The sequence below is a fragment of the Pseudomonas putida genome (assembly GCF_005080685.1).
Lineage (GTDB): Bacteria > Pseudomonadota > Gammaproteobacteria > Pseudomonadales > Pseudomonadaceae > Aquipseudomonas > Aquipseudomonas putida_V.
On sequence record NZ_CP039371.1, the window covers coordinates 4,898,658 to 4,923,570 of the forward strand.

The window sequence follows — 24,913 nt, forward strand, 5'->3', positions numbered from 1 at the left end:
ATGGATGCCTCGAAGGAAAACCAGGACAAGTACATTGTCCCCGGCCTGGAGCGCGGCCTGTTGCTGCTGTGCGAATTCAGCCGGCAGAACCGCACCCTGACCGCACCGGAACTTGCGCGGCGCCTGTCACTGCCACGCTCGACCATCTTCCGCCTGCTGACCACCCTGGAAACCATGGGCTTCGTCAACCGCAGCGGCAACGAGTACCGCCTGGGCATGTCGGTGCTGCGCCTGGGCTTCGAATACCTGGCCTCGCTGGAGTTGACCGAACTCGGCCAACCGCTGCTGGCGCGGCTGTGCGACCACCTCAACTACCCGAGCAACCTGGTGGTCCGTGACGGTCGCTCGATCGTGTACGTGGCCAAGGTCTCGCCGCCCTCGGTGTTCTCCAGCGCTGTCACCGTCGGTACCCGCCTGCCCGCCCACGCCACCGTGCTTGGCCGGGTGCTGCTGGCCGACCTGAGCCTGGCCGAACTGCGCGAGCTGTACCCCGAGGAGCACCTGGAGCAGTACTCGCCAAGCACGCCGAAAACCGTGCTGGAACTGTTCGACCTAGTCCAGGCCGATCGCCTGCGCGGTTATGTCAATGGCGAAGGTTTCTTCGAGTCGACCATCTCCACGGTCGCAGCGCCGGTTCGCGACGCCAGTGGCCGGGTGACTGCCGCCCTCGGCCTGACCATTCCCACCGTGCAGATCGGCCACGTCAACTTCGACAACCTGCTGGGCCAGGTACGCAGCAGCGCCGACGAACTGTCGCGGTTGCTCGACTACCGCCCAGGCTCGGGCCGCGTTACCGCGCTGATGAGGGATTGAGATGAATCTCTATTCACTGCATGACAGCACCGCCATCGTCACCGGTGGCTCCTCCGGCATCGGCCTGGCGTGCGTCGAATCGCTGCTCGAAGCCGGCGCCCGGGTGGCCTTCTGCGGGCGCAACGGCGAACGCCTGCGCAGCGCCGAAGCCAGCCTGCGCGAACGCTTCCCCCATGCGCGCCTGCTGGCACAGGTGTGTGACGTACTCGATGCCGAGGCGGTGCGCGCCTTCGCCGCGGCCAGCGAAGCCGAACTCGGCCCGGCACGGGTGCTGATCAACAACGCCGGCCAAGGCCGCGTGTCGACCTTTGCCGACACCACCGACGCCGCCTGGCAGGACGAGCTGCAACTGAAGTTCTTCTCGGTGATCAATCCGGTGCGGGCCTTCATGAACCAGCTGCAAGGCGAGGCCGGCGCGTCGATCGTCTGCGTCAACTCGCTACTGGCCAGCCAGCCCGAGCCGCACATGGTGGCGACCTCGGCGGCTCGGGCCGGGCTGAAGAACCTGGTGCGCTCGATGGCTTTCGAGTTCGCCGAACAGGACATCCGGGTCAACGGCATCCTCATCGGCCTGGTCGAGTCCGGCCAATGGCGCCGCCGTTTCGAAGCCCGTGACGAGCGGGCCCTGGACTGGCGGCAATGGACCGCGCAACTGGCCCGCCGCAAGCAAATTCCCCTTGGCCGCCTGGGCCTGCCGAAAGAGGCCGCCCAAGCCATCTTGTTCCTCGCTTCGCCGCTGTCGTCCTACACCACCGGCAGTCATATCGATGTTTCTGGAGGCCTGTCCCGCCATGCGTAACGAAAACACTGTCACCGTGGGCGCGGTCATCACCGCGTTTCTCGAGCAATGCGAGGTCAAGGCCGCATTCGGCGTGATCTCCATCCACAACATGCCGATCCTCGACGCCTTTGCCGTGCGCGGCAACATCCGCTTCGTCATGGCCCGCGGCGAAGCCGGCGCCACCAACATGGCCGACGCCTATGCCCGCAGCGTCGGCGGCCTGGGCGTGTGCCTGACCTCCACCGGCACTGCCGCCGGCAACGCCGCCGGTGCCATGGTCGAAGCGCTGACCGCCGGCACGCCGCTGCTGCATATCACCGGCCAGATCGAAACGCCTTACCTGGACCAGGAGTTCGCCTACATCCACGAAGCACGCGATCAACTGACCATGCTCAAGGCCGTGTCCAAGGCCGCGTTCCGGGTGCGCAGCGTCGAGACCGCGCTGAGCACCATCAAACTTGCCGTGCAGACCGCCCTGACCGCGCCGACCGGCCCGGTCAGCGTGGAAATCCCGATCGATATCCAGTCCACCTTCGTGCCCATGCCCGCCGACCTCACGCCGCTGCCGGTACCGGTCGCGGTGCCTGCACCGGAGGCGTTGGAGCAACTGGTCGCGCGCATGCTCAAAGCCAAGCGCCCGCTGCTGTGGCTCGGCGGCGGCGCGCGGCATGCCGGCAAGGCGGTCAAGCGCTTGCTGGACATGGGCGTGGGGGTCATCACCTCGACCCAGGGCCGCGGCGTGGTCAACGAAGACGACGAACGCTGCCTGGGCGCGTTTTCGCAAAATCGCCTGGTGGAAAACTTCATGCAGAGCTGCGACGCCCTGCTGATCGCAGGTTCGCGCCTGCGGAGCAACGAAACCTTCAAGTACGCCTTGAAACTGCCGGAAAACACCCTGCGCATCGACGCCAACCCGGCCATCGAAGGCCGCAGCTACTCCAGCGACCTGTTCGTCTGTGGCGATGCCGCGCTGACCCTCGACGCCCTCGCCGACCGCCTCGAAGGCCGCCTGCAGACCGACCCGCAGTTCCTTGTCGAACTCAAGGACGTGCGCAACAAGGCCCGCGCCGCGCTGATCGCCGACCTCGGCCCGTATGCCGCGATGGTCGAGCAACTGCAAGGCCAGACTGGGCGCAACTTCACCTGGGTACGCGACGTGACCCTGTCCAACAGCATCTGGGGCAACCGTCTGCTCGACCTGTACCACCCGCAAGCCGGGGTACATGCCCTGGGCGGCGGCATCGGCCAGGGCCTGGCGATGGGTATCGGTGCCGGCATCGCCGCTGCCGAATACGACCCACAGCGCAAGGTGTTCGCCCTCGCCGGCGATGGCGGCTTCATCCTCAACCTAGGTGAGCTGGCGACCCTGGTGCAGGAAAAGGCCAACGTTGTGATCCTGCTGATGAACGACCAGCGCTACGGGGTGATCCGCAACATCCAGGACGCTATCTATGGCGCCCGCCACGCCTACGTCGAGCTGCACACGCCGGACTACACCCAACTGGCCGAGTCCATGGGCATTCGCCATCGCCTGGTACGCGACCTCAAGGACTTCGGCGGCGTCCTGCAAGACGCCCTCGGCCAACCTGGGCCGTTCCTGCTGGAGGTGGACATGCTTGCGGTAGGCAACTTCGCCACCCAGTTCGCCGGCCCGCCCAACAGCGAGACCAAGGCCCAGAAGGCCACTGCCTGAGGAACGCGCCATGCTGCATATCACCATGATCGGCTGTGGCGCCATCGGCGTCGGCGTGCTGGAGCTGCTGGAGGCCGATCCGCAGTTGTGCGTCGATTCCGTGATCGCCTCGGCAGGTTCGGCAGAGCTGGTACGCCAGCGCCTGGCCAGCTTCAAACGCCCGCCTCAGGTGCTGACGGCGCTGCCTGCCGACGCGCACCCCGACCTGCTGGTCGAGTGCGCAGGCCACCGCGCCATCGAGGAGCACGTCTTGCCGGCCCTGGAGCGCGGTATCGCCTGCCTGGTCGTCTCGGTGGGGGCGCTGTCGGAGCCCGGCCTGGTGGAACGCCTGGAGGCTGCCGCCGAACGTGGCAATACCCGGATCGAACTGCTGCCGGGTGCCATTGGCGGTATCGATGCCCTGTCGGCCGCCAAGGTCGGTGGCCTGGATGCCGTCAGCTACACCGGCCGCAAGCCGGCCAAGGCCTGGAAGAACACGCCCGGTGAGCAGGCCTGTGACCTGGACAGCATCAGCGAAGCCACGGTGATCTTCCAGGGCAGCGCCCGCGAGGCTGCCCGCCTTTATCCAAAGAATGCCAACGTCGCGGCCACCCTGTCGCTGGCAGGCCTGGGCCTGGACCGCACGCAGGTGACCCTGATCGCCGACCCGCTGAGCGAGGAAAACGTGCACCAGGTCCAGGCCCGTGGCGCCTTCGGCGGTTTCGAGATGAGCCTGCGCGGCAAGCCTCTACAGGCCAACCCGAAGACCTCGGCGCTGACCGTGTACAGCGTGGTCCGCGCCCTGGGCAACCACGCCCATGCCATTTCCATCTAGGGGATTGCCCATGACACTGGAACAAAGCTTACCCATCTGCATCGCCGGCACCTGGCGCCAGGGCGGTGGCGAGCGCTACGCCACCTGCTACCCGGCCACGGGCGAGCCGGTGGCCTGGCTCAACGCTGCCAGCCTGGACGACGTCGAAGCCGCGGTGCAGGGTGCCCACCAGGCCTTCCTGCACAGCGGCTGGGCGCAGCGCAAGCCGCATGAACGCGCCGCCGTGCTGCTGCGCATCGCTGCGCTGATCCGCGAGCGCGCCGAGGAACTGGCGCAGTTGCAACGCCAGGACAATGGCAAGCCGATCGCCGAGACCCGCGCCCTGGTGGCCAGCGCCGCCGGCACCTTCCAGTTTTTCGCCGCAGCCTGCGAAACATTGGAAGAAACCATCACCCCATCGCGTGGCGACTTCCTCAGCATGAGCGTGTACGAGCCGATGGGCGTGGTCGCGGCGATCACGCCATGGAACTCGCCGATCGCCAGCGAAGCGCAAAAGGTCGCGCCGGCCCTGGCTGCCGGCAACGCCGTGGTGATCAAGCCTGCAGAAATCACGCCGCTGCTGGCCCTGCAACTGGCGCGCATCTGCGACGATGCCGGCCTGCCCAAGGGGCTGGTCAGCGTGCTGCCGGGCAAGGGCTCGCTGCTCGGCGACGCACTGACCCGCCACCCGCTGGTCAAGCGCGTGTCGTTCACCGGCGGCACCCGCACCGGCAAGCACATCGCCCATATCGCCGCCGACAAGATGATGCCGGTGTCGCTGGAGTTGGGCGGCAAGTCGCCGACCATCGTGCTCGACGATGCCGACCTCGACCATGCCGTGGCCGGGGTGCTGTACGGCATCTTCAGCTCGTCCGGCGAAGCCTGTATCGCAGGTTCCCGGTTGTTCGTCGCCCGCGCGCTGTACGAGCCGTTCATGGCCCGCCTGAGCGCCGCCGCCGCGCAACTGCGGGTGGGCGACCCGGCCGACGAACGCACGCAGATGGGCCCGCTGATCAGCGCCGCGCACCGCGAGTCGGTGGAGCGCTACGTAGCCCTGGGCCTGGCCGAAGGCGGCCGCCTGCGCCTGGGCGGCGAGCGCCCGCGTGGCGGGATGTTCGACCATGGCTACTTCTACCCACCGACCATTCTCGAAGGCCTGGGTAACCAGCAGCAGGTGTGCCAGGAAGAGATCTTCGGCCCGGTGCTGGTGGCCATGCCTTTCGACAGCGAGCAAGCACTGATCGAGCAGGCCAACGACAGCCTGTACGCACTGGCCGCCGGTATCTGGAGCCGCGACTACAAGCGCGCCTGGGCGCTGGGGCGCAAGCTCCAGGCCGGCACGGTCTGGGTCAACACCTACAAGCAGTTTTCCATCTCGACGCCCTTCGGCGGCTGGCGTGACAGCGGCCTGGGCCGCGAAAAAGGCCGCCTGGGCATCCTGCAGTACATGGAACAGAAAAGCCTCTACTGGGGCATGAACGAACAACCGCTGGCCTGGGCCGGCGTGGAGGCAGGGCAATGAGCGTACTGGGCATCGACGAAGTCACCTATGGGGTCGAAGACCTGGCCACCTGTGCGCGCTTCTTCGGCGATTGGGGCCTGACCCTGGTCAGCGAAGCACCCGACGAGGTCGTCTTCGAAACCCTCAATGGCTGCCGCGTAGTGCTGGCCGCCATCGACAAACCGGGGCTACCAGCGGCCATCGAGCCCGGCTCGACGGTACGCGAAGTCGTCTGGGGCGTAGCCAGCCAGGCCGACCTTGCGCTGTACAGCCAGCGCATCGCCAACGACCCAGGCTTCGTCGAAGGCAATGGCCGGGTCGGCTGCACCGACCCCAACGGCCTGGCGATCCGCTTGCAGGTCACCCGCAAGCGGCCACTGGAGCTCGAGTGCAGCGGCCACAACACCTGGCAGACCAAGGGCCGGATCAACAAACCGGCACCCGTCTACGAGCGCGCCACGCCCATCGAAGTGGGCCACGTGGTGTTCTTCGTCAAGGACGTCAACGCCTGCGAAGCGTTCTACCACGAGCGCTTCGGCTTCCAGGCCTCGGACCGCTACCCCAACCGCGGCGCGTTCCTGCGCACCGCCGAGGAAGGCGGCCACCACGACCTGTTCATGCTGCAACTGCCGGCTCCGCGTGCCGGGCTGAACCACGTCGCCTTCACCGTGCGCGACCTGCACGAGGTGTTCGGCGGTGGCATGCACATCTCGCGCTGCGGCTGGGCCACCGAAATCGGCCCGGGCCGCCACCCGGTGTCCTCGGCATTCTTCTGGTACTTCAAGAACCCGGCCGGCGCACTGGTGGAGTACTACGCCGACGAAGACCAACTGACCGGCGAGTGGCAACCCCGCGAATTCGAACCCGGGCCGACCGTCTTCGCCGAATGGGCGATTGCCGGCGGCATCGATGGCAATACCCGGCGCCAGCAGCATGTCGAGGCGCCACAAGGCAAGTTCCTCACCGACAAACCAAAGAACAACTGAGGGCCATCCCATGAGCGACACCGAGGTTTACCTGCAACCCCATCAGGCGCGCAAACGCCCCAACACGCCGTTCGAGGACCTGCTCGGCGATTCCATCGAGCGCGCCTACGGCAGCGGCGTGAGCGAATTGAGCGAGCTGCTCGCCCACCTCGACCTGGCCGGCCCGCCCTGCCCGCTGACCAGCGGCGAGTGGACCGAAGACGCATTCAAAACCCTGATGGCACGGCTGGGCGAATGACCCGCTGGAGGTAGAACACGATGAACATGCAAATATCCGTGGACCCTGTTGAGCAACACCTGGCCAATGGCCTCAAAGACCTCTGGTTCCCCGTGCTGCCGTCGGAGCTGTTGACCGACCGGCCACGCTCGATCCGTCGCCTGGGCTACAAGATCGCCCTGTGGCGCGACAACGATGGCCGCGTCCACGCCCTCGAGGACCACTGCCCGCACCGAGGTGCGCCGCTGTCCCAGGGGCCGGTATTGGGTGACCGCCTGCAATGCCCTTATCACGGCATCGAAGTGCGCTGCGATGGCACCGTGACCAAGGTCCCCGGCAGCCCAGGCTGCAAGCTCGAAGGCAGCCGCCCGACGCGGATGTTCCATGCCCGCGAAGCCGCAGGGGCGATCTTCCTGTTCAACGCCACCGACCCGCACATTGCCGAACCGCCGGAGCTGGTGCTGCCTGAGGAGCTGACCTCGCCCGAGTGGAGCCACTTCCTCTGCTACACCGAGTGGAAGGGCGATTACCGCTACGTGCTGGACAACGTCATGGACCCGATGCACGGCACCTACCTGCACAAGATGTCGCACTCGATGAGCGAGGGCGAGGCGACCGCCAAGTTCGTCACCCGCGACACCGAGCAGGGTTTCTTCTTCGAGAAGGAAGGCCAGCGCGGGGTGAACTTCGACTGGACCGAATTCTTCGACAACGGCTGCCATTGGCTGCGCCTGGAAATCCCCTACCCGAAAACCGGCGGTCCAGGCGGCAACTTCACCATCATCGGCAGCTATACCCCGAGCAGCCGCGCCCTGTCGGCGGTGTTCCACTGGCGTGCACGGCCGCTCACCGGCTGGCAACGCGACACCTGGCGGTTCCTCTACAAGAACCGCCTGGAAGCACGTCACTGGGCGGTGCTGGAACAGGACCGGGTGCTGCTGGAGTTCATGGAGTTCGACGCCAACCAACGCGAGAACCTCTACCAGCACGACCTGGGCGTGGTGCGCCTGCGCCGCTTCCTCAAGGGAAAGGCCAAGGAGCAGTTGGCCCTGATCGAAGCGAAACAACTGGCCTGAGGTGCACGATGTCCAATTCCTCCGTTATCAGCGCCCTGGTGCATACCCTGCGCTACGAGGCCGATGGCATCATCAGCGTCGAGCTGCGCCCGTGGGGCGATACCGTGTTCGCGCCGTTCGAGGCGGGCGCGCATATCGACCTGCACCTGCCCAACGGCCTGGTGCGCAGCTACTCGTTGCTCAATGCGCCCAGCGAACAGGGGCGCTACGTGGTCGGCATCCTGCGTGACCGCGCCAGCCGCGGCGGCTCGCGCTATGTGCACGAGCAGTTGCGGGTGGGCATGGAGCTGAGGATTTCCCAGCCTCGCAACAACTTCGCCCTCGACACCCACGCCAGTCATAGCGTGCTGGTGGCCGGCGGGATTGGCATCACGCCGATCTTCTGCATGTTCAACCGGCTGCTGGCGCTGGGTCGCTCGGCCGAGCTGATCTACTGCGCGCGCTCGCGGCGGGAGGCGGCGTTGCTGGAGCCGCTCGCCGCGCACGGGGCGAAGGTGATCTACCACTTCAACGATGAGAAAGACGGGTTCCCGGACCTGGCCAAGTATCTGGCGGGGCGCTCGGTCGATAGCCACTTCTACTGTTGCGGGCCGACACCGATGCTCGACGCGTTCGAGCAGACGTGCGAGCAACTGGGCTATGCCCATGCGCATATCGAGCGCTTCAGCGCGGTGGAAGTGGAGGCTTCGCAGGATGCCCAGGCGAGCTATAGCGTCGAGCTGAGCAAGTCGGGCAAGACGCTTAGCGTCGAGCCTGGGTTGAACCTGCTGGACGTGCTGCTCGAGGCGGGTTGCGACATCGACTACAGCTGCCGCGAGGGCGTCTGCGGTTCGTGCGAGACGCGTGTGCTCGAAGGCGACATCGATCACCGCGACGGAGTACTGACCAAGGCCGAGCGCGCGGCCAATGGCTCGATGATGGTGTGTGTGTCCGGGTGCAAGAGCAAGCGCCTGGTGCTCGACCTTTGAATCGGTGCCGGCCCCTTCGCGGGACAAGCCCGCTCCCACAGGTTAGTCACGATAGCTGATACCTGTGCTGTACCTGTGGGAGCGGGCTTGTCCCGCGAAGAGGCCAGCACATCCACCCCACAACCAAAATAACAAACCCCAGTCTTTCGCTTTCCACAGCCACTCCCGCTCAACACCCCCGCCCAGGGGTGAGGGATGGCTGTTGCCTGCGAAAACTGCTCCAACCTTGCAGGGCACAGCATGAAACGATTTGTGATTTCCCTTGGTATGGTTTTAGGCAGTTGCACCACCTTCGCATCCGAGCCCGGCCCCGCCGCCCCGGACCAGCCGCCGACGGCCCGCAAGCCGTTCCCGCACATCGCCTGGCGTAGCGACGACGGCCAGAGCAGCCTGGACATCGGCGGCGCGCTGCGGGTCAACTACCGCGACGAGCACTGGGACACCACCGAGAACAACGGCCGCTTCCTCTTCGATACCTTCCGCCTCGACGTCCAGGCCACGCACCGGCAGTTCTACAGCGATGTCGGCTACTGGTTCCAGGACGACGGCAAGCGCTCCATCGACCGCGGCTTCGTCGGCTATCGCTTCGACGAACGCTCCAACCTGCAACTGGGCGCCCCGTTCAAACCGTTCGGCCTGGAGCCCTACCCACAGTTCGGCTGGAGCTATCACATCCCGTTCTTCATGGGCTATGGCGTCAGCGCCGGCACGGGCCTGAAATACAGCTACAAGGACAGCGCCTGGGACCTGCAACTGGGCTATTTCCCACGCATGCTGCCGACAGGCATCCGCTACTCACCGGAGGTCGGCCGCTACAGCGACCTGGACGACAACGCCGTGGCCTTCACCCAGTCGCGCCAGGACAACGAAAAGCGCCACCAGGTCAACGCCCGGGTCGCCCGCACCTTTACCGGCGAAGGCTGGAAAACCGAAATCGGCGCCTCGCTGGCGGCCGCCGACCTGTACAACGCCACCACCCATGACGATGGCGACTACTGGGCTGGCGGCATCCATGCGCTGCTGAGCAGCGGCCCGTGGACCGTGACCGGCCAGGCCATCCGCTATGAATACGATCCGAAGAACCCGGCAGGCGTGAGCGACGACGCCGTGCTGATGGGCGGCAACGGCCTGACCCCGGCCTACCTGATCGCCTCGAAGGCCACCATCGCCGCGCTCAACGTCGGCTACGACATCTACACCCCACGCCTGGGGCAGTTGAAGAAGGTCAAGTTGTACACCGACTACAGCCGCATGATGAAGGACAAGAGCGGCTGGGACGATTCGCAGATGTTCACGGTGGGCGCGCAGTTCCTGGCGATGCCGATCATGGCCTGGATCGACCTGACCTGGGCACGCAATGCCAACCCGTTTGGCGGCGCGCAGAACGGTACCGGGTGGACCAGTACCAATTCGGTGGGGAGCAACGACTGGTACTACCGGACCAATATCAACATCGGCTACTACTTCTGAGAAGCGGGCCGATCCATAAGGCCTCATCGCCGGCAAGCCGGCTCCTACACGGATGGCATCGCGCACTTTCGTAGGAGCCGGCTTGCCGGCGATGGGGCCGCTACAGACAACCACGGCAAAGCCGACTACGATAGCCCGCCCCAACAGCCGAACTGCGAACATGCCCTGCGACCACAAGATCGTCCTCTGGCGCCTGCAACAAGACGCCCAGGGCTACCCGCCCGCCTCGGTCGAAGGCCTGTGGGCCAAGCACACCGAAGCCGGTTTTCAGGTCGACAGCATCCCGTTCTATGCCTATGGCATCGCTCCCGGCGACACCATCGAGGTGTTCGAGGACGATGAGCAGTTGTGGTTCGAAAGCCTGCGCTGCAGTGGCGGAGCCTCGGTGTTCCGGATCCTGGTCAAGGCCCCCCACACCCTCGACCAGGTGCGTGCGGCCATCGAAGAGTTCGGCTGCCCCTGCCAGGCAGAGCCTGCGGTGAAGATGCTTGCCGTCGAGGTCCCGCCGTCGCGCACCCTCGATACCCTGCTCTACTACCTCCTGACCCAGCGCGAAGCGGGCAGCCTGGACTTCGAGGAAGGCGTGTTGCGCCACGCCATCCCCGAAGAGTTCCACTAGGGCCTCAAGCCTCGGCCAGCCGCGCCGCAGGCTTGCGGAACACGAACAACAAGCCGACCACGATCAGGCCCATCCCCAGCAGGCTGAGCGGTGCCAGCCGGTTGCCGAAGATCAGCAGGTCCATCACTGCGGTCACCGCCGGCACCAGGTAGAACAGGCTGGTGACGTTGACCAGGTTGCCCCGAGCGATCAGCCGATACAGCAGCAGGGTCGCCAGCAGCGAGACCACCAGCCCCATCCACAGCAGCGCGGCGACGAAGCTCCCGCTCCACTCGACGTGCAAGGGTTGCAGCGGTGCGAACAGCGCGCACATGGCGAACCCTGCCAGGTACTGCAACGGCAAGGTGCCCATGGGATTGTCGGTGATGCGTTTCTGCAGGATCGAGCCGAAGGTCATGCTGGCCAGCGCCAGCAGGGCGAACAGCATGCCGAGCAGCGACACGCCGCCAAGGTTGATGCCCTGGTAGACCACCATCACCAACCCGCCGAGCCCCAGCCCCAGCCCGAACAGACGGCTCCAGGAGCGCTGGCGCTCCATCAGCACCACGGTGAGGATCGGTTGCACGCCCATCACCGTGGCCATCACCCCAGGGGTGACATGGGTGTCGAGCGCCAGCAGGTAGAAGATCTGATACGCGCCAAGCAGCACGCAACCGGTACCCAGGGCCCGCAGTACCGCGCCGCGGCTACGCGGCCAGCGCAGGCCGAGCAGCGGGCCGATCAGCAACAGCCCGGTCAGTGCCAGCGCCGAACGCAGCAGCAGGAAGGCGAAGGGGCTGGCCTGGGCAAGGCCAAGTTTGGAGACGATCGCCCCGCTGCTCCACAGCAGGACGAACAGGCTGGTCGTGGCCGCCGAGGCCACGGATGCTTTGTTGAAGACAGACATGTATTGCCACCTGGTATTAGGCGAATGAGCCAAACGGCGGGCGCAAGCTTCAGCGAGGGAAGGTGCCGACCGTATTCAGTAGGTTTTGCGTAGGTGGAAGGATGCGGCGTGACGCCGATCAGCCCAGCACGACCACGCAAGGAGGCGGAGCTACGCCGCCTACGACGCCACTGACAGGTGGTGGGTAGTGACTGATCATGACCGGCTGCTGACTGCCACGCACGACCATGCCCGCAACTGGCGCGAGGGCAAAGCTTGTGGTGGAAGGAGTGGCGGGCATGATGGAGGACTTTGCAGAGGGAAGTGGTTTGGAATATAGCGGTGAATCTGGGGTTGGGCAATAGCCAGCCTTTGCGCTGCCTGACCGGCCTCTTCGCGGGTAAACCCGCTCCTACAGGTACTGTGGGGTACCTGTAGGAGCGGGTTTACCCGCGAAGAGGCCGGTACTGCAATCAGAACAACCAGCGATACAACAGGAATGCGACCACCACCGCCAGCACCGGCCGCAGAATGCGGTAGGCCTTCGGATTGGCACGCTTGAACTGCTTCACGCGGGTGCTGATCTTGTTGCTGAAGCGCTTGCTCCAGGCGTACGCCTGGTTGATCCCGCCCACGCGCTCGTCATCGGTGTTCTGCGGCGCGGTGGCGCGGCCGAGGAAGGCACTGACCTTGCGGTTGATGCGGGTCATCAACGGACTGCTCAGCGGGCGCTCGATGTCGCAGAACAGGATCACCCGGGTCACGTCGGTTTCGTTCTTCACCCAATGCACGAAGGTTTCGTCGAACATCACATCCTCGCCATCACGCCAGGCGTAGGGCTGACCATCGACGTAGATGCGGCAAGCGTCGGAGTTCGGCGTCGACAGGCCCAGGTGATAACGCAGGGAGCCGGCGAACGGGTCGCGGTGCGGGTTGAGATGGCTGCCGCCAGGCAGCAGGGCGAACATCGCGCCCTTGACGTTGGGGATGCTGCTGACCAGTTCGACGGTTTTCGGGCACAGCGCCTCGGCCGAGGGCAGCGGTTTGTCGTACCACTTCAGGTAGAAGCGCTTCCAGCCCTTCTTGAAGAAGGAGCCGAAGCCCGCATCGTTGTCCTTCTCCGCCGCACGGATGTACCCCTCGTCGAACAGGCGCATGGCCTCCTCGCGGATCACCTGCCAGTTGTCCTTGAGCACGTCCAGCTCGGGAAAGCGCTGACGGTCCAGGTAGGGCTTGGACGGTACGCCAGAAAACAGGTACATCAGGCTGTTATAAGGGGCGAACAGCGCCGAATGGTTGACGAACTGGCGCAATACCGGCAGGCGCGCCTTGCCACGCAGGTGCACGAACAGCACACTGGCGAAGAACACCAGCAGGACACCCGCCTTGGCGAGGAAGGAAAAGGTCATGCAACACTCCTTGGAAAGGAAACAGGCCAGCGCCGCCTGCTTCCAGAAAAATCATCCGGCCATCATAAACCCATCCCGCCCCGGTAAAAACAACCTGGGCGGGATCTCACTGATGAAGATTTTGCAATGAACCAGGCCGCCGAATGTTGCGCCGGATCAGCGGCAGGGCTGTTTACTGCTGGTTCTCCTGCTCGCTGAACAGGTCACTGAAGAGCATGCTCGACAGGTAGCGCTCACCGGAGTCGGGCAGGATTACGACGATGGTCTTACCTTGCATCTCGGGTTTTTCGGCCAGACGCACCGCCGCTGCCATTGCCGCGCCACAGGAAATCCCGCAGAGGATGCCCTCCTCCTGCATCAGCCGGATGGCCATGGCCTTGGCCTCGTCATCGGTTACCGTCGCCACCTGGTCGACGATCGACAGGTCAAGGTTTTTCGGGATGAAACCGGCACCGATGCCCTGGATCTTGTGCGGGCTGGGGGTCAGTTCCTGGCCGGCCAACGTCTGGGTGATCAGTGGCGAGCTCACCGGCTCCACCGCCACCGACAGGATCGGCTTGCCCTGGGTGTGCTTGATGTAGCGCGACACACCGGTGATGGTGCCGCCAGTGCCCACGCCCGCCACCAGCACATCGACCGCGCCGTCGGTGTCGTTCCAGATTTCCGGGCCGGTGGTCTGCTCGTGGATGGCCGGGTTGGCCGGGTTTTCGAACTGGCCCGGCAGGAAGTACTGCGCAGGGTCCGAGGCAACGATCTCGTTGGCCTTCTCGATGGCGCCTTTCATGCCCTTGGCCGGCTCGGTCAGCACCAGTTCGGCGCCCAGTGCCTTGAGCACCTTGCGTCGTTCCAGGCTCATCGAGGCCGGCATGGTCAGCATCAGCTTGTAGCCGCGTGCGGCCGCGACGAAGGCCAGGCCGATGCCAGTGTTGCCCGAGGTCGGCTCGACGATGGTCATGCCCGGCTTGAGCCTGCCGCTGCTTTCTGCGTCCCAGACCATGTTCGCGCCGATCCGGCATTTGACCGAATAGCCGGGGTTGCGCCCCTCGATCTTGGCCAGGATGGTCACCCCACGCGGGGCGATGCGGTTGATCTGCACCAGCGGGGTGTTGCCGATGGAATGGGCGTTGTCTGCGTAGATACGGCTCATGGCAGGGTCCTTGAACATGAGAAGAAGCAGGGGGAAGACTTCAAGGGTAAGCCCGCCCCCTCACCCCGTAAAGCCCCGTGAAGCCCGTTCGAACTCAGCCGAACGGGCCGTGGTCAACCGCTCAACCCGTCGTGGAGATGCTCCGATGAAAGCTCGTTATCGCTGGCCACTCGTCGGCCTGGCCAGCCTGATCGTGCTGCTGGTGGCCCTGCACCTGGCACTGCCCTACCTGGTGCGCGACTACCTGAACGACAAGCTGGCCGACATGGGCGAGTACCGTGGCCAGGTGGCCGATGTCGACCTGGCCTGGTGGCGCGGCGCCTACCAGATCAACGGCCTGCAGATCGTCAAGACCACCGGCAAGGTGCCGGTGCCGCTGCTCGACGCGCCGTTGATCGACCTGTCGGTAAGCTGGCACGCCCTGTGGTACGACAAGGCCGTGGTCGCCGAAGTGACCTTCGTGCACCCCGAGCTGAACTTCGTCGATGGCGGCAGCAAGCAGGCTTCGCAGACCGGTCAGGGCACCGACTGGCGCCAGCAGCTGGAAAAACTGCTGCCCATCACCCTCAACGAAGTGCGCATCGATGACGGCACCCTGACCTTTCGCAACTTCAACTCCAAGCCGCCGGTCGACCTCAAGGCCACCCAACTGCAGGCGAGCATCCGCAACCTGACCAACGTGCGCGACGAAAAGGGCCGGCGCGACGCCAGCTTCGAAGCAACTGCCCTGTTGTTGGGCGACGCCAAGGTCGAGAGCCGCGCGACCTTCGACCCGTTCAGCGACTTCGACGACTTCGAGTTCCGCCTGCGCGCCACCGGCATCGAGCTGCGCCGGCTCAACGACTTCGCCAGCGCCTACGGCAAGTTCGACTTCAACGCAGGGCACGGTGACGTGGTGATCGAGGCCCAGGCCGAAAAGGGCCGGCTCAGCGGTTACATCAAGCCGTTGCTGCGCGATGTCGACGTGTTCGACTGGCAGCAGGACGTGAAGGAAAAGGACAAGGGTTTCTTCCGCTCGGTGTGGGAAGCGCTGGTGGGTGCGACCGAAACGGTGCTGAAAAACCAGCCGAAGAACCAGTTCGCCACCCGGGTGGAACTCAGTGGCAGTGTGCGCAAGCAGGATATCAGTGCCTTCGAGGCGTTCTTGCAGATATTGCGCAACGGCTTCATCCAGGCGTTCAACGCACGCTATGAGCAGCCAGCGCCGGATGCCGATTAGACCCGCGTGACCCGGTATTCAGGGTCTGAATGCCGGGTCTGCGTTTTCAGCCGTCAAACCCCGCGTTATAGTCGGGGGCAAATCAACAAATAAGTTGTCTGTTCTGACCCTTTCGCGGGACAAGCCCGCTCCCACAGCTTTCACCTCGGATTTCTGGAACGGTGATAGACCTGTGGGAGCGGGCTTGTCCCGCGAAAGGGCCGGCCCAGACACTCCGCAGAGGAACCTCCCCATGAAGTTCGAAGGCACCCGCGACTACGTCGCCACAGACGATCTGAAACTGGCGGTCAACGCGGCCATCACCCTCGAACGCCCGCTGCTGGTCAAGGGCGAGCCAGGCACCGGCAAGACCATGCTCGCCGAACAGCTCGCCGCCTCCTTCGGCGCCCGCCTGATCACCTGGCACATCAAGTCCACCACCAAGGCCCACCAGGGCCTGTACGAATACGATGCGGTGAGCCGCCTGCGCGACTCGCAACTGGGCGTGGACAAAGTCCACGACGTGCGCAACTACCTGAAGAAGGGCAAGCTGTGGGAAGCCTTCGAGGCCGACGAGCGGGTCATCCTGCTGATCGACGAAATCGACAAAGCCGACATCGAGTTCCCCAACGACCTGTTGCAGGAACTCGACAAGATGGAGTTCTACGTCTACGAGATCGACGAGACCATCAAGGCCAAGCAGCGCCCGATCATCATCATCACCTCCAACAACGAAAAAGAGCTGCCCGACGCCTTCTTGCGCCGCTGTTTCTTCCACTACATCGCCTTCCCCGACCGCGAGACCCTGCAGCGCATCGTCGACGTGCACTACCCGAACATCAGCGAATCGCTGGTCAGCGAGGCTCTGGACGTGTTCTTCGACGTGCGCAAGGTGCCGGGCCTGAAGAAAAAGCCCTCCACCTCCGAGCTGGTCGACTGGCTCAAGCTGCTGATGGCCGACAACATCGGCGAAGCCGTGTTGCGTGAACGCGATCCGACCAAGGCCATCCCGCCGCTGGCTGGCGCCCTGGTCAAGAACGAGCAGGACGTGCAACTGCTCGAGCGCCTGGCCTTCATGAGCCGGCGCGGCAACCGCTGACAGGAGGCGGGCCATGCTCCTCAACCTGTTCAATGAAATGCGCGCAGCCAAGGTGCCGGTGTCGGTACGCGAGCTGCTCGACCTGCACCATGCCCTGCAAAAGCGCGTGGTGTTCGCCGACATGGACGAGTTCTACTACCTCGCCCGCGCCATCCTGGTGAAGGACGAACGCCATTTCGACAAGTTCGACCGAGCCTTCGCCGCCTACTTCAAGGGCCTGGAAAACCTTGACCGACATATCGAGGCGCTGATCCCCGACGACTGGCTGCGCAAGGAGTTCGAGCGCTCGCTGAGCGATGAGGAACGCGCCCAGATCCAATCCCTTGGCGGCTTGGACAAGCTCATCGAGGAATTCAAGAAACGCCTCGAAGAGCAGAAGGAACGCCACGCCGGCGGCAACAAGTGGATCGGCACCGGCGGTACCAGCCCGTTCGGTTCGGGCGGCTTCAACCCCGAGGGCGTGCGCGTGGGCGAGGCCGGCAAGCGCCAGGGCAAAGCCGTGAAGGTATGGGACCTGCGCGAGTACAAGAACCTCGACGACCAGGTCGAACTCGGCACGCGCAACATCAAGCTGGCGTTGCGCCGGCTGCGCAAGTTCGCCCGCGAGGGCGCCGCCGAGGAGCTGGACATCGACGGCACCATCGATCACACCGCCCGGGACGCCGGGCTGCTGAACATCCAAATGCGCCCCGAGCGGCGCAACACCGTCAAGCTGCTATTGCTGTTCGACATCGGCGGCTCGATGGACGCCCACGTGCGGGTCTGCGAAGAGCTGTTCTCGGCCTGCAAGACCGAGTTCAAGCACCTGGAGTACTACTACTTCCACAACTTCGTCTACGAGTCGGTGTGGAAGAACAACCTGCGCCGTACTTCCGAGCGCTTTTCCACCTTCGACCTGCTGCACAAGTACGGCGATGACTACAAGGTGGTGTTCGTCGGCGACGCCGCCATGGCGCCCTACGAGATCACCCAGCCCGGCGGCAGCGTCGAGCACTGGAACGAAGAGGCCGGGTATGTGTGGATGCAGCGCTTCATGGAGAAATTCAAGAAGATCATCTGGATCAACCCGTACCCGAAACAGACCTGGGAATACACCGCCTCGACCCACCTGGTGCGTGACCTGATCGAAGACAAGATGTACCCGCTGACCCTGCAGGGGTTGGAAGATGGGATGCGTTACCTGTCCAAGTGATGTCGCCGGCAAGCCGGCTCCCACAGGTACTGCGCAGCCCTTGGGGCCTGTGGTGATCCTGTAGGAGCGGGCTTGTCCCGCGAAAGGGCCGGTACAGGCATCATGAAGCTCAGCGCCAGCTTTCCTTCACCGCCCGCCGCCGCCCACCGAGCATCACCCAGCCAATCCCCAGCAACAGACTCTCGACCACCAACGCCAGCACGAATCCGGCACCGATCCCCCAGCCAATGGCCTCGGGCACCAGCAGGATCTGGTAGCTATAGCCATTGAGCGTCTCCTCGCGCAGCTGCGGGTCAGCCTGGGTCAACACATGCCAGGTACGGCTCACCCATGGGCCTTGCAGCGCCTGCCATTCATCCTCGAACAGCTGGTTGCGCAGCAACAGGCTCTCGATGCTGTTGGCATCGCTGTTGAATACCGGGTCGTCACTGGCGCGGTAATGCCGCAACAGCGCCTGCAGGTCGCCATTGAAGAAACGCTCGGCAGTCTGCTTGAAGCCATCGAGGGCTTGGCGCGACTCGAACAGGTGCGCCTCGACCCGCTGGCTGTAATCGGTGATCAGCCCCGGGACCTGGATACCGGCCAGCAGGCCGAAGGTGAACAGCAGCAACCGCAGGTAACTTCTGAACATTCAGCGTCCTTAGCTCTGGCCGTGCGCCACGCACTCCCCGTGCCGCCACAAAGCCCACTGGCCCGGTTCGTAGCGGTGCCAGATCTCGTTCTCGGTGAGCGGCTCGGTGGCAATCACCGTGACCACGTCGTTGGGAGTGGTTTGCGTATGAAAATCGACGATCAGGTCGACATCCTTCAAGCGTGCAGCACCAAACGGTGCGCGGCGGGTGATGTGCACCAGCTTGGTCGTGCAGAAGCAGAACAGCCAGTCCCCGTCGCTGAGCAGGCAGTTGAACACACCCTTGCCGCGGTAAAGCGCACAAGCTTCGACCAGTACCGGCAGCAGCTGTTCCACTTCGACAGGCTCCGGGAAGGCGGCGCGGATGCGGTTGAGCAAGTCGCAGAACGCCGCTTCGCTGTCGGTGTCGCCCACGGGCCGGTAGAACGTGGTCTGGGCCTGGAAATCGGCCAGTTGGCCGTTGTGCGCGAAGCACCAGTTGCGGCCCCACATCTCGCGCACGAAGGGGTGGGTGTTGGACAGGCACACCCGGCCGACGTTGGCCTGGCGGATGTGGCCGATGACCACCTCGCTCTTGATCGGGTAGCGCTGCACCAGGTTGGCCACCTCCGACTCGCTGCTCGCCGCCGGGTCCTGGAACAGACGCAGGCCACGGCCTTCGTAGAAGCCGATGCCCCAACCATCACGGTGCGGGCCGGTACGCCCGCCGCGCTGCATGAGGCCGGTGAAGCTGAAGACGATATCGGTGGGGACGTTGGCACTCATGCCCAGCAGTTCGCACATGGGGCTGTCTCCGCTTACAGGCGCGGCTCGACCCGGCCACCGGCAGGCGCGGCAGCGGGCGGGTCGTCGCGGTAACGGTTGCGCGGCTCGGCAGCCAGCGGGGCGTCGACCAGCACCTGGTCATCTTCCTGCGCCCGGCGCTGGGCGGCGGCCTCGACCTGGGCGCGGCGCTCGCGGGCGCGCTTTTCCAGGGGCCAGCGCAGCACCACGAACAACAGGTACAGGGCGAAGGCGATCAGGCCATACATGGCGAAATCGGACACCGCACGCCAGGCGTTGTTGCCGACCTTGAAGGCGACGTCCAGCGCGGTGATGGCGATGGCCGGGGCGAAAGCCTCCTTGACCGGATCGACGATGGTCGGCGTCAGCAGCAACACCGCGACGATCACCCGCAGCGGTTCACGCAGCCAGCGCCACATCCAGCCGGTGAGTTTGAAGCTCACCCAGAGGCAGCCCAGGGCGGCCAGGATATACAGGCCCCAGGCCAGGGTATAGTCGTTCTCGGTCATGGTGTTCGTGCAAGCCAGGCAAAGAGATGCCTATGATAAACACTTTTACGGGCGCAGGCAGTGTTTGCCTGCCCCCCGCCAACGAGATCACCGATGCCGACCAAGCCGCAGCCCCCCATCGCCCGCCAGGACCAGGCCGCCGACCCCTACGCCTGGCTGCAACGCCGCGACGCCCCCGAGGTGCTCGAATACCTGCAGGCCGAAAACGCCTACCAGGAGGCCTGCCTGGCCGACCAGGCGCCCCTGCGCGAGCAGTTGTTCGAGGAAATCAAGGGCCGCATCAAGGAAACCGACCTGTCGCTGCCCTCGCCGTGGGGGCCGTACCTCTATTACACCCGCACCACCGCTGGCGACGAGTACCCGCGCCACTACCGCTGCCCGCGCCCGGCCGACGACTCGAACACGGTCGATGAAAGCCGCGAGCAACTGCTGCTCGATCCCAATGCCCTGGCCAATGGCGGCTTCCTCGCCCTCGGTGCGTTCAACGTCAGCCCCGATCATCGCCTGCTGGCCTACAGCCTGGACACCAGCGGCGACGAGATCTACACCCTGTACGTCAAGGACCTGGCCAGCGGCGAGGTGACCACCCTGCCCTTCGACGATTGCGACGGCAGCCTGACCTGGGCCAACGACAGCCAGACGCTGTTCTTCGCCGAGCTGGACGAAACCCACCGGCCCTGGCGCCTGCGCCGCCACACCCTGGGCGAGGCAGACGCGCATGACGTGTTCGAAGAACCGGACGGCCGATTCTTCCTGCATTGCTACCGGGCAAGCTCCGAGCGCCAGTTGGTGCTGTTGCTCAACAGCAAGACCACCAGCGAAGCCTGGGTGCTCGACGCCGAAACCCCATTGGCGCCGTTCGTCTGCCTGGCGGCGCGGGTCGAAGGCCATGAGTACTTCCCCGACCACGGCCAGCTTGACGGTCAATGGCGCTGGTTCATCCGCAGCAACCAGGACGGTATCAACTTCGCGCTGTACCAGGCCCCGGCCGATCGTCCACCGACCCGCGAGCAGTGGCAGGTACTGGTCGCCCACCGCGACGAGGTGATGCTCGAAGGCCTGAGCCTGAACGCCGGGGCCCTGAGCCTGAGCCTGCGCGAAGGCGGCCTGCCGATCATCGAAGTGCGTCCCGCGGGCCTGCCGGCCTACCGGGTCGACCTGCCCGACGCGGCCTACAGCCTGTATGTGCAGGACAGCCTGGAGTTCGCCAGCACCCGCATCCGCCTGCGCTACGAAGCGCTCAACCGCCCGGCCCAGGTACGCCAACTGACCCTGGCCACGGGTGAACAGGCGGTACTCAAGCAAACCCCGGTCCTCGGCCCGTTCGATGCCGACGACTATGTCAGCGAGCGCCTGTGGGCCACCGCGGCGGACGGCACGCAGGTGCCGATCAGCCTGGTGCGCCGGCGCGAGGACGTCGGCCAGGCCGTGCCACTCTACCTGTATGGCTACGGCGCCTATGGCGAAAGCCTCGATCCGTGGTTCTCGCATGCCCGCCTGAGCCTGCTGCAGCGTGGCGTGGGCTTCGCCATCGCCCATGTGCGCGGCGGCGGCGAAATGGGCGAGGCCTGGTACCGCGCCGGCAAGCAGGAGCACAAGCACAACAGCTTCGGCGACTTCATCGCCTGCGCCGAGCACCTCATCGCCCAGGGCGTGACCCATGCCGAGCGCCTGGCCATCAGCGGCGGCAGCGCCGGCGGCCTGCTGATGGGCGCGGTGCTCAACCTGCGCCCGGAACTGTTCCGCTGCGCCATCGCCGAAGTGCCATTTGTCGACGTGCTCAATACCATGCTCGACCCAGAGCTGCCGCTGACCGTCACCGAGTACGACGAGTGGGGCAATCCGGAGGACCCGCAGGTGCATGCGCGCATCAAGGCCTACGCGCCTTACGAGAACGTCCAGGCCCAGGCCTACCCGGCCATGCTGGTGGTGGCCGGCTACAACGACAGCCGCGTGCAGTACTGGGAAGCGGCCAAGTGGGTCGCGCGCCTGCGCACCCGCAAGACCGACGACAACCTGCTGTTGCTCAAGACCGAGATGGGCGCCGGGCACGGCGGCATGAGCGGGCGCTACCAGGGCCTGCGTGACGTGGCCCTGGAATATGCATTCGTGCTCAACGAACTGGGCGTGGTGTAACGCCCGTCAGTCGTCGTCAGGGGCCGGCGCTTTCGGCGGATCCTGATGCAAGCCCGGCAGCGGCTGGTCCTTGGGCGGACCGGGCACCGGCATCGGCGGCAATAGCGGCGCGCCGGGCTGGCTGTCGTAGGCCTTGGGCGGCGTGCTTGGGGTGATCTGCGGGTACGGCGTGGGCGTCGGCGTGCCGGGCGCCCCGGGCACCGGTGTGGTAAGACGTGGCGGCGTGCTCGCGGCATAGGCCAGGGACACACCGGCTACGAGCATCGCGGCGAGGATCGCACGAAACATCAGCAACCTCCTGTCGGTAACCTTCCTACAGGCTACGCCGATATTCGCGTTTTCGCCTGTCCGCCTGCCCGGCAAGCGCGCTAGACTCAAGCCATAACCGTCATTGCCTGATTACAACGAAGGAAACACCATGAGCTCGGCCTCTACTTCCGCCGCCACCGCCCGCCTCGACCGCATCCTCGCCGACGCCAAGCGCGACAAGGAAATGGGCTACCGCGACAAGGCGCTGAAAATGTACCCGCACGTCTGCGGCCGTTGCGCCCGCGAGTTCTCCGGCAAGCGCCTGAGCGAACTGACCGTGCACCACCGTGACCACAACCACGACAACAACCCCCAGGACGGCTCCAACTGGGAGCTGCTGTGCCTGTACTGCCACGACAACGAGCACTCGCGCTATACCGACCAGCAGTACTTCAGCGAAGGCTCCACCAGCACCCCGAGCATCGCCAAGGCCACCCACAACCCGTTTGCCGGGCTGGCGGGGCTGCTGAAGAAAGACTGACCATCGATTCGCCCCCCGCTGCTACCGGGCAGCCCGTATAATCGCGCTTTTTTCCCGAAGGGCCCCGGTACGTGGCAAACAAACGATACAGCTGCATCGGCCTGTTCAACCCCAAGTCTGCGGAGAACGTCGGTTCGGTGATGCGCGCGGCGGGTTGCTACGGCGTCAACTCGGTGTTCTACACCGGCAAGCGTTATGAGCGGGCGCGTGACTTCGTCACCGACACCAAGCGAGTGCATTACGACATTCCGCTGATCGGCATCGACGACTTGCAGCGCATCATTCCCCTGGGCTGCACGCCTGTCGCGGTGGAACTGGTCGAGGGCGCCCGGCCACTGCCCGAATACACCCACCCCGACCGCGCCATCTATATCTTCGGGCCGGAGGACGGTTCGTTGAGCGAGGAAGTGCGCGGGTGGTGCGAAGAGACCATCTACATCCCCACCGAAGGTTGCATGAACTTGGCGGCGACGGTGAACGTGGTGCTGTATGACCGGCTGGCCAAGGGGCTCAATACCCGCTCAGGGCCCAAGTTCAAGTAGACGAAAAAGGCCGGCCTTGCGTTGCCTGGGCCGGCCTCTTCGCGGGACAAGCCCGCTCCCACAGGTACACCGTTGTCTTCAGGACAAAGGCGATTCTGTAGGAGCGGGCTTGTCCCGCGAAGAGGCCAGTCCAGACACCACAAGACCGGCCAGGTGCCGAACTCCGTCAGAACAGCACCGTCCAGCGATCAGATCACGAAGCGTTGATCCAGATGGTCTTCAGCTCCGTGTACTGATCATGGGCCCAGATGGACTTGTCGCGCCCACCGAAGCCGGACTCCTTGTAGCCACCGAACGGCGTCGAGGCATCGCCTTCGCCGAAGCAGTTGACCGTCACCACGCCCGCGCGGATCTCGCGCGACAGGCGCAGGGCATTGCGCAGGCTGCCGGTATAGGCCGAGGCGGCCAGGCCATAAACGGTGTCGTTGGCGATCTCGATGGCTTCATCGATGGTCTCGAAGCTGGTCACGCTCAGCACCGGGCCGAAGATTTCCTCGATGAACAGCTTGTTGTCACGGCCAACGTTGTCGACGATGGTCGGCTGCACGAACACGCCGTCCTCGGTCGCGCCACCCTGCACCACGCTGAGCTTGTGCTCGGCGGCATATTCCAGGTAGGACTTGACCTTCTCGAAGTGCGACTTGCTGACCATCGCGCCCAGGCGGTTGTCCGGGTCGAGCGGGTCGCCCAGCTTCCAGTCCTTCAGGTGCTTGGCGATCAGGCTCAGCAGTTCGTCCTTCACGTCTTTATGGACGATCAGGCGCGACGAGGCGGAGCAGTTCTCACCCATGTTCCAGAACGCACCGGCAGTGACGAACTGAGCCACTTCGTCCAAGTCTTCGCAGTCGTTCATGACCACGGCCGGGTTCTTGCCACCCAGTTCCAGGACGATGCGCTTGAGGTTGGACTCGGCAGCGTATTTCAGGAACAGGCGGCCAGTGTCGGTGGAGCCGGTGAAGCTGACCATCGGGATGTCCATGTGGCGGCCGATGGCCTCGCCCACTTCACGGCCACCGCCAGGCACCAGGTTGAACACACCCGCCGGAATGCCGGCCTCGAAGGCCAGTTCGGCCACGCGCAGGGCGCTGAGGGTGGTTTCCTTGGCGGGCTTGACCACGATCGAGCAACCGGCAGCCAGCGACGGGGCGATCTTCCAGGCCAGCATCAGCAGTGGGAAGTTCCACGGCAGCACCAGGCCGACCACGCCGATGGCTTCGCGCACCACCATGGTCACGGCAGCGTTGCCGGTCGGGGCGGTGTTGTCGTAGATCTTGTCGATCAGCTCGGCGTGCCAGCGGATGGTGTGGATGGTTTCCGGCACGTCGACGTTCTGACACTCGCTGACTGGCTTGCCGCTGTCCAGGCTTTCCAGCACGGCCAGCTCATGGGCGTTGTCTTCGAGCAGTTGGGCGAACTTCAGCAGGATGTGCTTGCGCTCACCGGGCTGCAGCTTGGACCACGAACCGTCTTCGAACACGCGCTTGGCGGCGGCCACGGCGACGTTGACGTCGTTGACGTCACAGGCGGCGACCTCGGCCAGTTGCTTGCCGGTGGCCGGGTTGGTGGTGACGAAGGTGCGACCGGAAATGGCATCGCGCAACTCTCCGTCGATGAACGCTTTGGTGCGCAGTTGCAGTTCGGCGGCGATGGCCGCGTATTGTTCCTTGCTCAGCAATTCAGCCATTTTTCCGGCCT

26 protein-coding genes are annotated in these 24,913 nt (G+C 64.9%); 18 read left to right on the top strand and 8 right to left on the bottom strand.

Annotated features, from left to right (window positions below):
• The 11 genes from E6B08_RS22645 to E6B08_RS22695 all read left to right on the top strand — a co-directional run bounded on the left by E6B08_RS22645 (position 1) and on the right by E6B08_RS22695 (position 10,917).
• Positions 1 to 813: an IclR family transcriptional regulator gene (locus E6B08_RS22645; protein ID WP_136917475.1), complete on the top strand. Its 813-nt coding sequence runs from the start codon at positions 1 to 3 to the stop codon at positions 811 to 813.
• 1 nt (position 814) lies between these two features.
• Positions 815 to 1,612 (top strand): SDR family oxidoreductase, encoded by a 798-nt coding sequence (locus E6B08_RS22650; RefSeq protein ID WP_136916058.1) that lies wholly within the window; start codon positions 815 to 817, stop codon positions 1,610 to 1,612.
• A complete protein-coding gene (locus E6B08_RS22655) occupies positions 1,605 to 3,287 on the top strand; it encodes a thiamine pyrophosphate-binding protein (RefSeq protein WP_136916059.1) in 1,683 nt (560 codons plus the stop codon). The genes E6B08_RS22650 and E6B08_RS22655 overlap by 8 nt, the downstream gene beginning before the upstream one ends.
• Positions 3,288 to 3,297: 10 nt before the next feature.
• Positions 3,298 to 4,101 (top strand): aspartate dehydrogenase, encoded by an 804-nt coding sequence (locus tag E6B08_RS22660; RefSeq protein ID WP_136916060.1) that lies wholly within the window; start codon positions 3,298 to 3,300, stop codon positions 4,099 to 4,101.
• A 10-nt stretch (positions 4,102 to 4,111) separates the two neighbouring features.
• The gene (locus E6B08_RS22665) at positions 4,112 to 5,602 is read left to right on the top strand and encodes an aldehyde dehydrogenase (protein ID WP_136916061.1); all 1,491 of its coding nucleotides are present in this window, start codon (positions 4,112 to 4,114) and stop codon (positions 5,600 to 5,602) included.
• Positions 5,599 to 6,567 (top strand): VOC family protein, encoded by a 969-nt coding sequence (locus tag E6B08_RS22670; protein ID WP_136916062.1) that lies wholly within the window; start codon positions 5,599 to 5,601, stop codon positions 6,565 to 6,567. Before E6B08_RS22665 ends, E6B08_RS22670 begins: the two co-directional genes overlap by 4 nt.
• A gap of 10 nt (positions 6,568 to 6,577) precedes the next feature.
• The gene (locus tag E6B08_RS22675; RefSeq protein WP_136916063.1) at positions 6,578 to 6,805 is read left to right on the top strand and encodes a recombinase-like helix-turn-helix domain-containing protein; all 228 of its coding nucleotides are present in this window, start codon (positions 6,578 to 6,580) and stop codon (positions 6,803 to 6,805) included.
• A 20-nt stretch (positions 6,806 to 6,825) separates the two neighbouring features.
• Complete coding sequence (locus E6B08_RS22680; RefSeq protein WP_136916064.1) at positions 6,826 to 7,860, top strand: aromatic ring-hydroxylating oxygenase subunit alpha; 1,035 nt, start codon at positions 6,826 to 6,828, stop codon at positions 7,858 to 7,860.
• 8 nt (positions 7,861 to 7,868) lie between these two features.
• Positions 7,869 to 8,828, top strand: coding sequence for a PDR/VanB family oxidoreductase (locus tag E6B08_RS22685; protein ID WP_136916065.1), 960 nt, complete (start codon positions 7,869 to 7,871; stop codon positions 8,826 to 8,828).
• 240 nt (positions 8,829 to 9,068) lie between these two features.
• Complete coding sequence (locus E6B08_RS22690) at positions 9,069 to 10,298, top strand: hypothetical protein (RefSeq protein WP_136916066.1); 1,230 nt, start codon at positions 9,069 to 9,071, stop codon at positions 10,296 to 10,298.
• Between the two features lie 160 nt (positions 10,299 to 10,458).
• Entirely contained in the window at positions 10,459 to 10,917 is a 459-nt protein-coding gene (locus E6B08_RS22695; RefSeq protein WP_136916067.1) for a DUF4265 domain-containing protein, read from the top strand.
• A 4-nt stretch (positions 10,918 to 10,921) separates the two neighbouring features.
• Here the strand turns inward: E6B08_RS22695 and E6B08_RS22700 are convergent, their stop codons facing one another.
• Together E6B08_RS22700 and E6B08_RS22705 are read right to left on the bottom strand one after the other, a co-directional pair.
• A complete protein-coding gene (locus E6B08_RS22700) occupies positions 10,922 to 11,803 on the bottom strand; it encodes a DMT family transporter (protein WP_136916068.1) in 882 nt (293 codons plus the stop codon).
• Between the two features lie 452 nt (positions 11,804 to 12,255).
• Positions 12,256 to 13,191 carry an aspartyl/asparaginyl beta-hydroxylase domain-containing protein gene (locus E6B08_RS22705; protein ID WP_136916069.1) on the bottom strand — a complete coding sequence of 312 codons (936 nt, stop codon included), beginning with the start codon at positions 13,189 to 13,191 and terminating at the stop codon, positions 12,256 to 12,258.
• On the opposite strand from E6B08_RS22705, the gene E6B08_RS31365 reads away from it, so the two are divergent.
• Entirely contained in the window at positions 13,190 to 13,321 is a 132-nt protein-coding gene (locus tag E6B08_RS31365) for a hypothetical protein (protein ID WP_265411724.1), read from the top strand. The two genes, E6B08_RS22705 and E6B08_RS31365, sit on opposite strands and share 2 nt — an antisense overlap.
• Positions 13,322 to 13,363: 42 nt before the next feature.
• Here the strand turns inward: E6B08_RS31365 and cysK are convergent, their stop codons facing one another.
• On the bottom strand, positions 13,364 to 14,338 hold the full coding sequence (cysK, locus tag E6B08_RS22710) for a cysteine synthase A (protein WP_136916070.1): 975 nt from the start codon (positions 14,336 to 14,338) through the stop codon (positions 13,364 to 13,366).
• 145 nt (positions 14,339 to 14,483) lie between these two features.
• On the opposite strand from cysK, the gene E6B08_RS22715 reads away from it, so the two are divergent.
• The 3 genes from E6B08_RS22715 (at position 14,484) to E6B08_RS22725 (ending at position 17,827) form a co-directional block, all read left to right on the top strand.
• Positions 14,484 to 15,557, top strand: coding sequence for a DUF748 domain-containing protein (locus E6B08_RS22715; RefSeq protein ID WP_136916071.1), 1,074 nt, complete (start codon positions 14,484 to 14,486; stop codon positions 15,555 to 15,557).
• Between the two features lie 232 nt (positions 15,558 to 15,789).
• The gene (locus E6B08_RS22720) at positions 15,790 to 16,635 is read left to right on the top strand and encodes an AAA family ATPase (RefSeq protein ID WP_133328026.1); all 846 of its coding nucleotides are present in this window, start codon (positions 15,790 to 15,792) and stop codon (positions 16,633 to 16,635) included.
• Positions 16,636 to 16,648: 13 nt separating this feature from the next.
• On the top strand, positions 16,649 to 17,827 hold the full coding sequence (locus tag E6B08_RS22725; protein ID WP_136916072.1) for a vWA domain-containing protein: 1,179 nt from the start codon (positions 16,649 to 16,651) through the stop codon (positions 17,825 to 17,827).
• A gap of 109 nt (positions 17,828 to 17,936) precedes the next feature.
• On the opposite strand, the gene E6B08_RS22730 is transcribed toward E6B08_RS22725, so the two are convergent.
• Genes E6B08_RS22730 through E6B08_RS22740 form a run of 3 tightly spaced genes read right to left on the bottom strand, consistent with a single transcriptional unit; the run spans position 17,937 to position 19,750 of the window.
• Positions 17,937 to 18,458 carry a DUF2937 family protein gene (locus E6B08_RS22730; protein ID WP_136916073.1) on the bottom strand — a complete coding sequence of 174 codons (522 nt, stop codon included), beginning with the start codon at positions 18,456 to 18,458 and terminating at the stop codon, positions 17,937 to 17,939.
• 9 nt (positions 18,459 to 18,467) lie between these two features.
• The gene (locus tag E6B08_RS22735) at positions 18,468 to 19,241 is read right to left on the bottom strand and encodes a class II glutamine amidotransferase (protein WP_136916074.1); all 774 of its coding nucleotides are present in this window, start codon (positions 19,239 to 19,241) and stop codon (positions 18,468 to 18,470) included.
• 14 nt (positions 19,242 to 19,255) lie between these two features.
• Complete coding sequence (locus E6B08_RS22740) at positions 19,256 to 19,750, bottom strand: MFS transporter (RefSeq protein WP_136916075.1); 495 nt, start codon at positions 19,748 to 19,750, stop codon at positions 19,256 to 19,258.
• A 93-nt stretch (positions 19,751 to 19,843) separates the two neighbouring features.
• Here E6B08_RS22740 and E6B08_RS22745 point away from each other — a divergent pair, with 93 nt between their 5' ends.
• A complete protein-coding gene (locus E6B08_RS22745) occupies positions 19,844 to 21,886 on the top strand; it encodes a S9 family peptidase (RefSeq protein ID WP_136916076.1) in 2,043 nt (680 codons plus the stop codon).
• 6 nt (positions 21,887 to 21,892) lie between these two features.
• Here E6B08_RS22745 and E6B08_RS22750 read toward each other — a convergent pair whose 3' ends face one another.
• Positions 21,893 to 22,174 carry a hypothetical protein gene (locus tag E6B08_RS22750; RefSeq protein ID WP_136917476.1) on the bottom strand — a complete coding sequence of 94 codons (282 nt, stop codon included), beginning with the start codon at positions 22,172 to 22,174 and terminating at the stop codon, positions 21,893 to 21,895.
• A gap of 130 nt (positions 22,175 to 22,304) precedes the next feature.
• Between E6B08_RS22750 and E6B08_RS22755 the strand changes: the two genes are divergently transcribed.
• Both E6B08_RS22755 and E6B08_RS22760 read left to right on the top strand, forming a co-directional pair.
• Positions 22,305 to 22,676: a YajD family HNH nuclease gene (locus E6B08_RS22755; RefSeq protein WP_136916077.1), complete on the top strand. Its 372-nt coding sequence runs from the start codon at positions 22,305 to 22,307 to the stop codon at positions 22,674 to 22,676.
• 71 nt (positions 22,677 to 22,747) lie between these two features.
• Positions 22,748 to 23,218, top strand: a complete 471-nt coding sequence (locus E6B08_RS22760) for an RNA methyltransferase (RefSeq protein ID WP_012273680.1) — start codon at positions 22,748 to 22,750, stop codon at positions 23,216 to 23,218.
• A 193-nt stretch (positions 23,219 to 23,411) separates the two neighbouring features.
• Here the strand turns inward: E6B08_RS22760 and E6B08_RS22765 are convergent, their stop codons facing one another.
• A complete protein-coding gene (locus tag E6B08_RS22765) occupies positions 23,412 to 24,902 on the bottom strand; it encodes an aldehyde dehydrogenase (RefSeq protein ID WP_136916078.1) in 1,491 nt (496 codons plus the stop codon).
• Between the last annotated feature and the right edge of the window lie 11 nt (positions 24,903 to 24,913).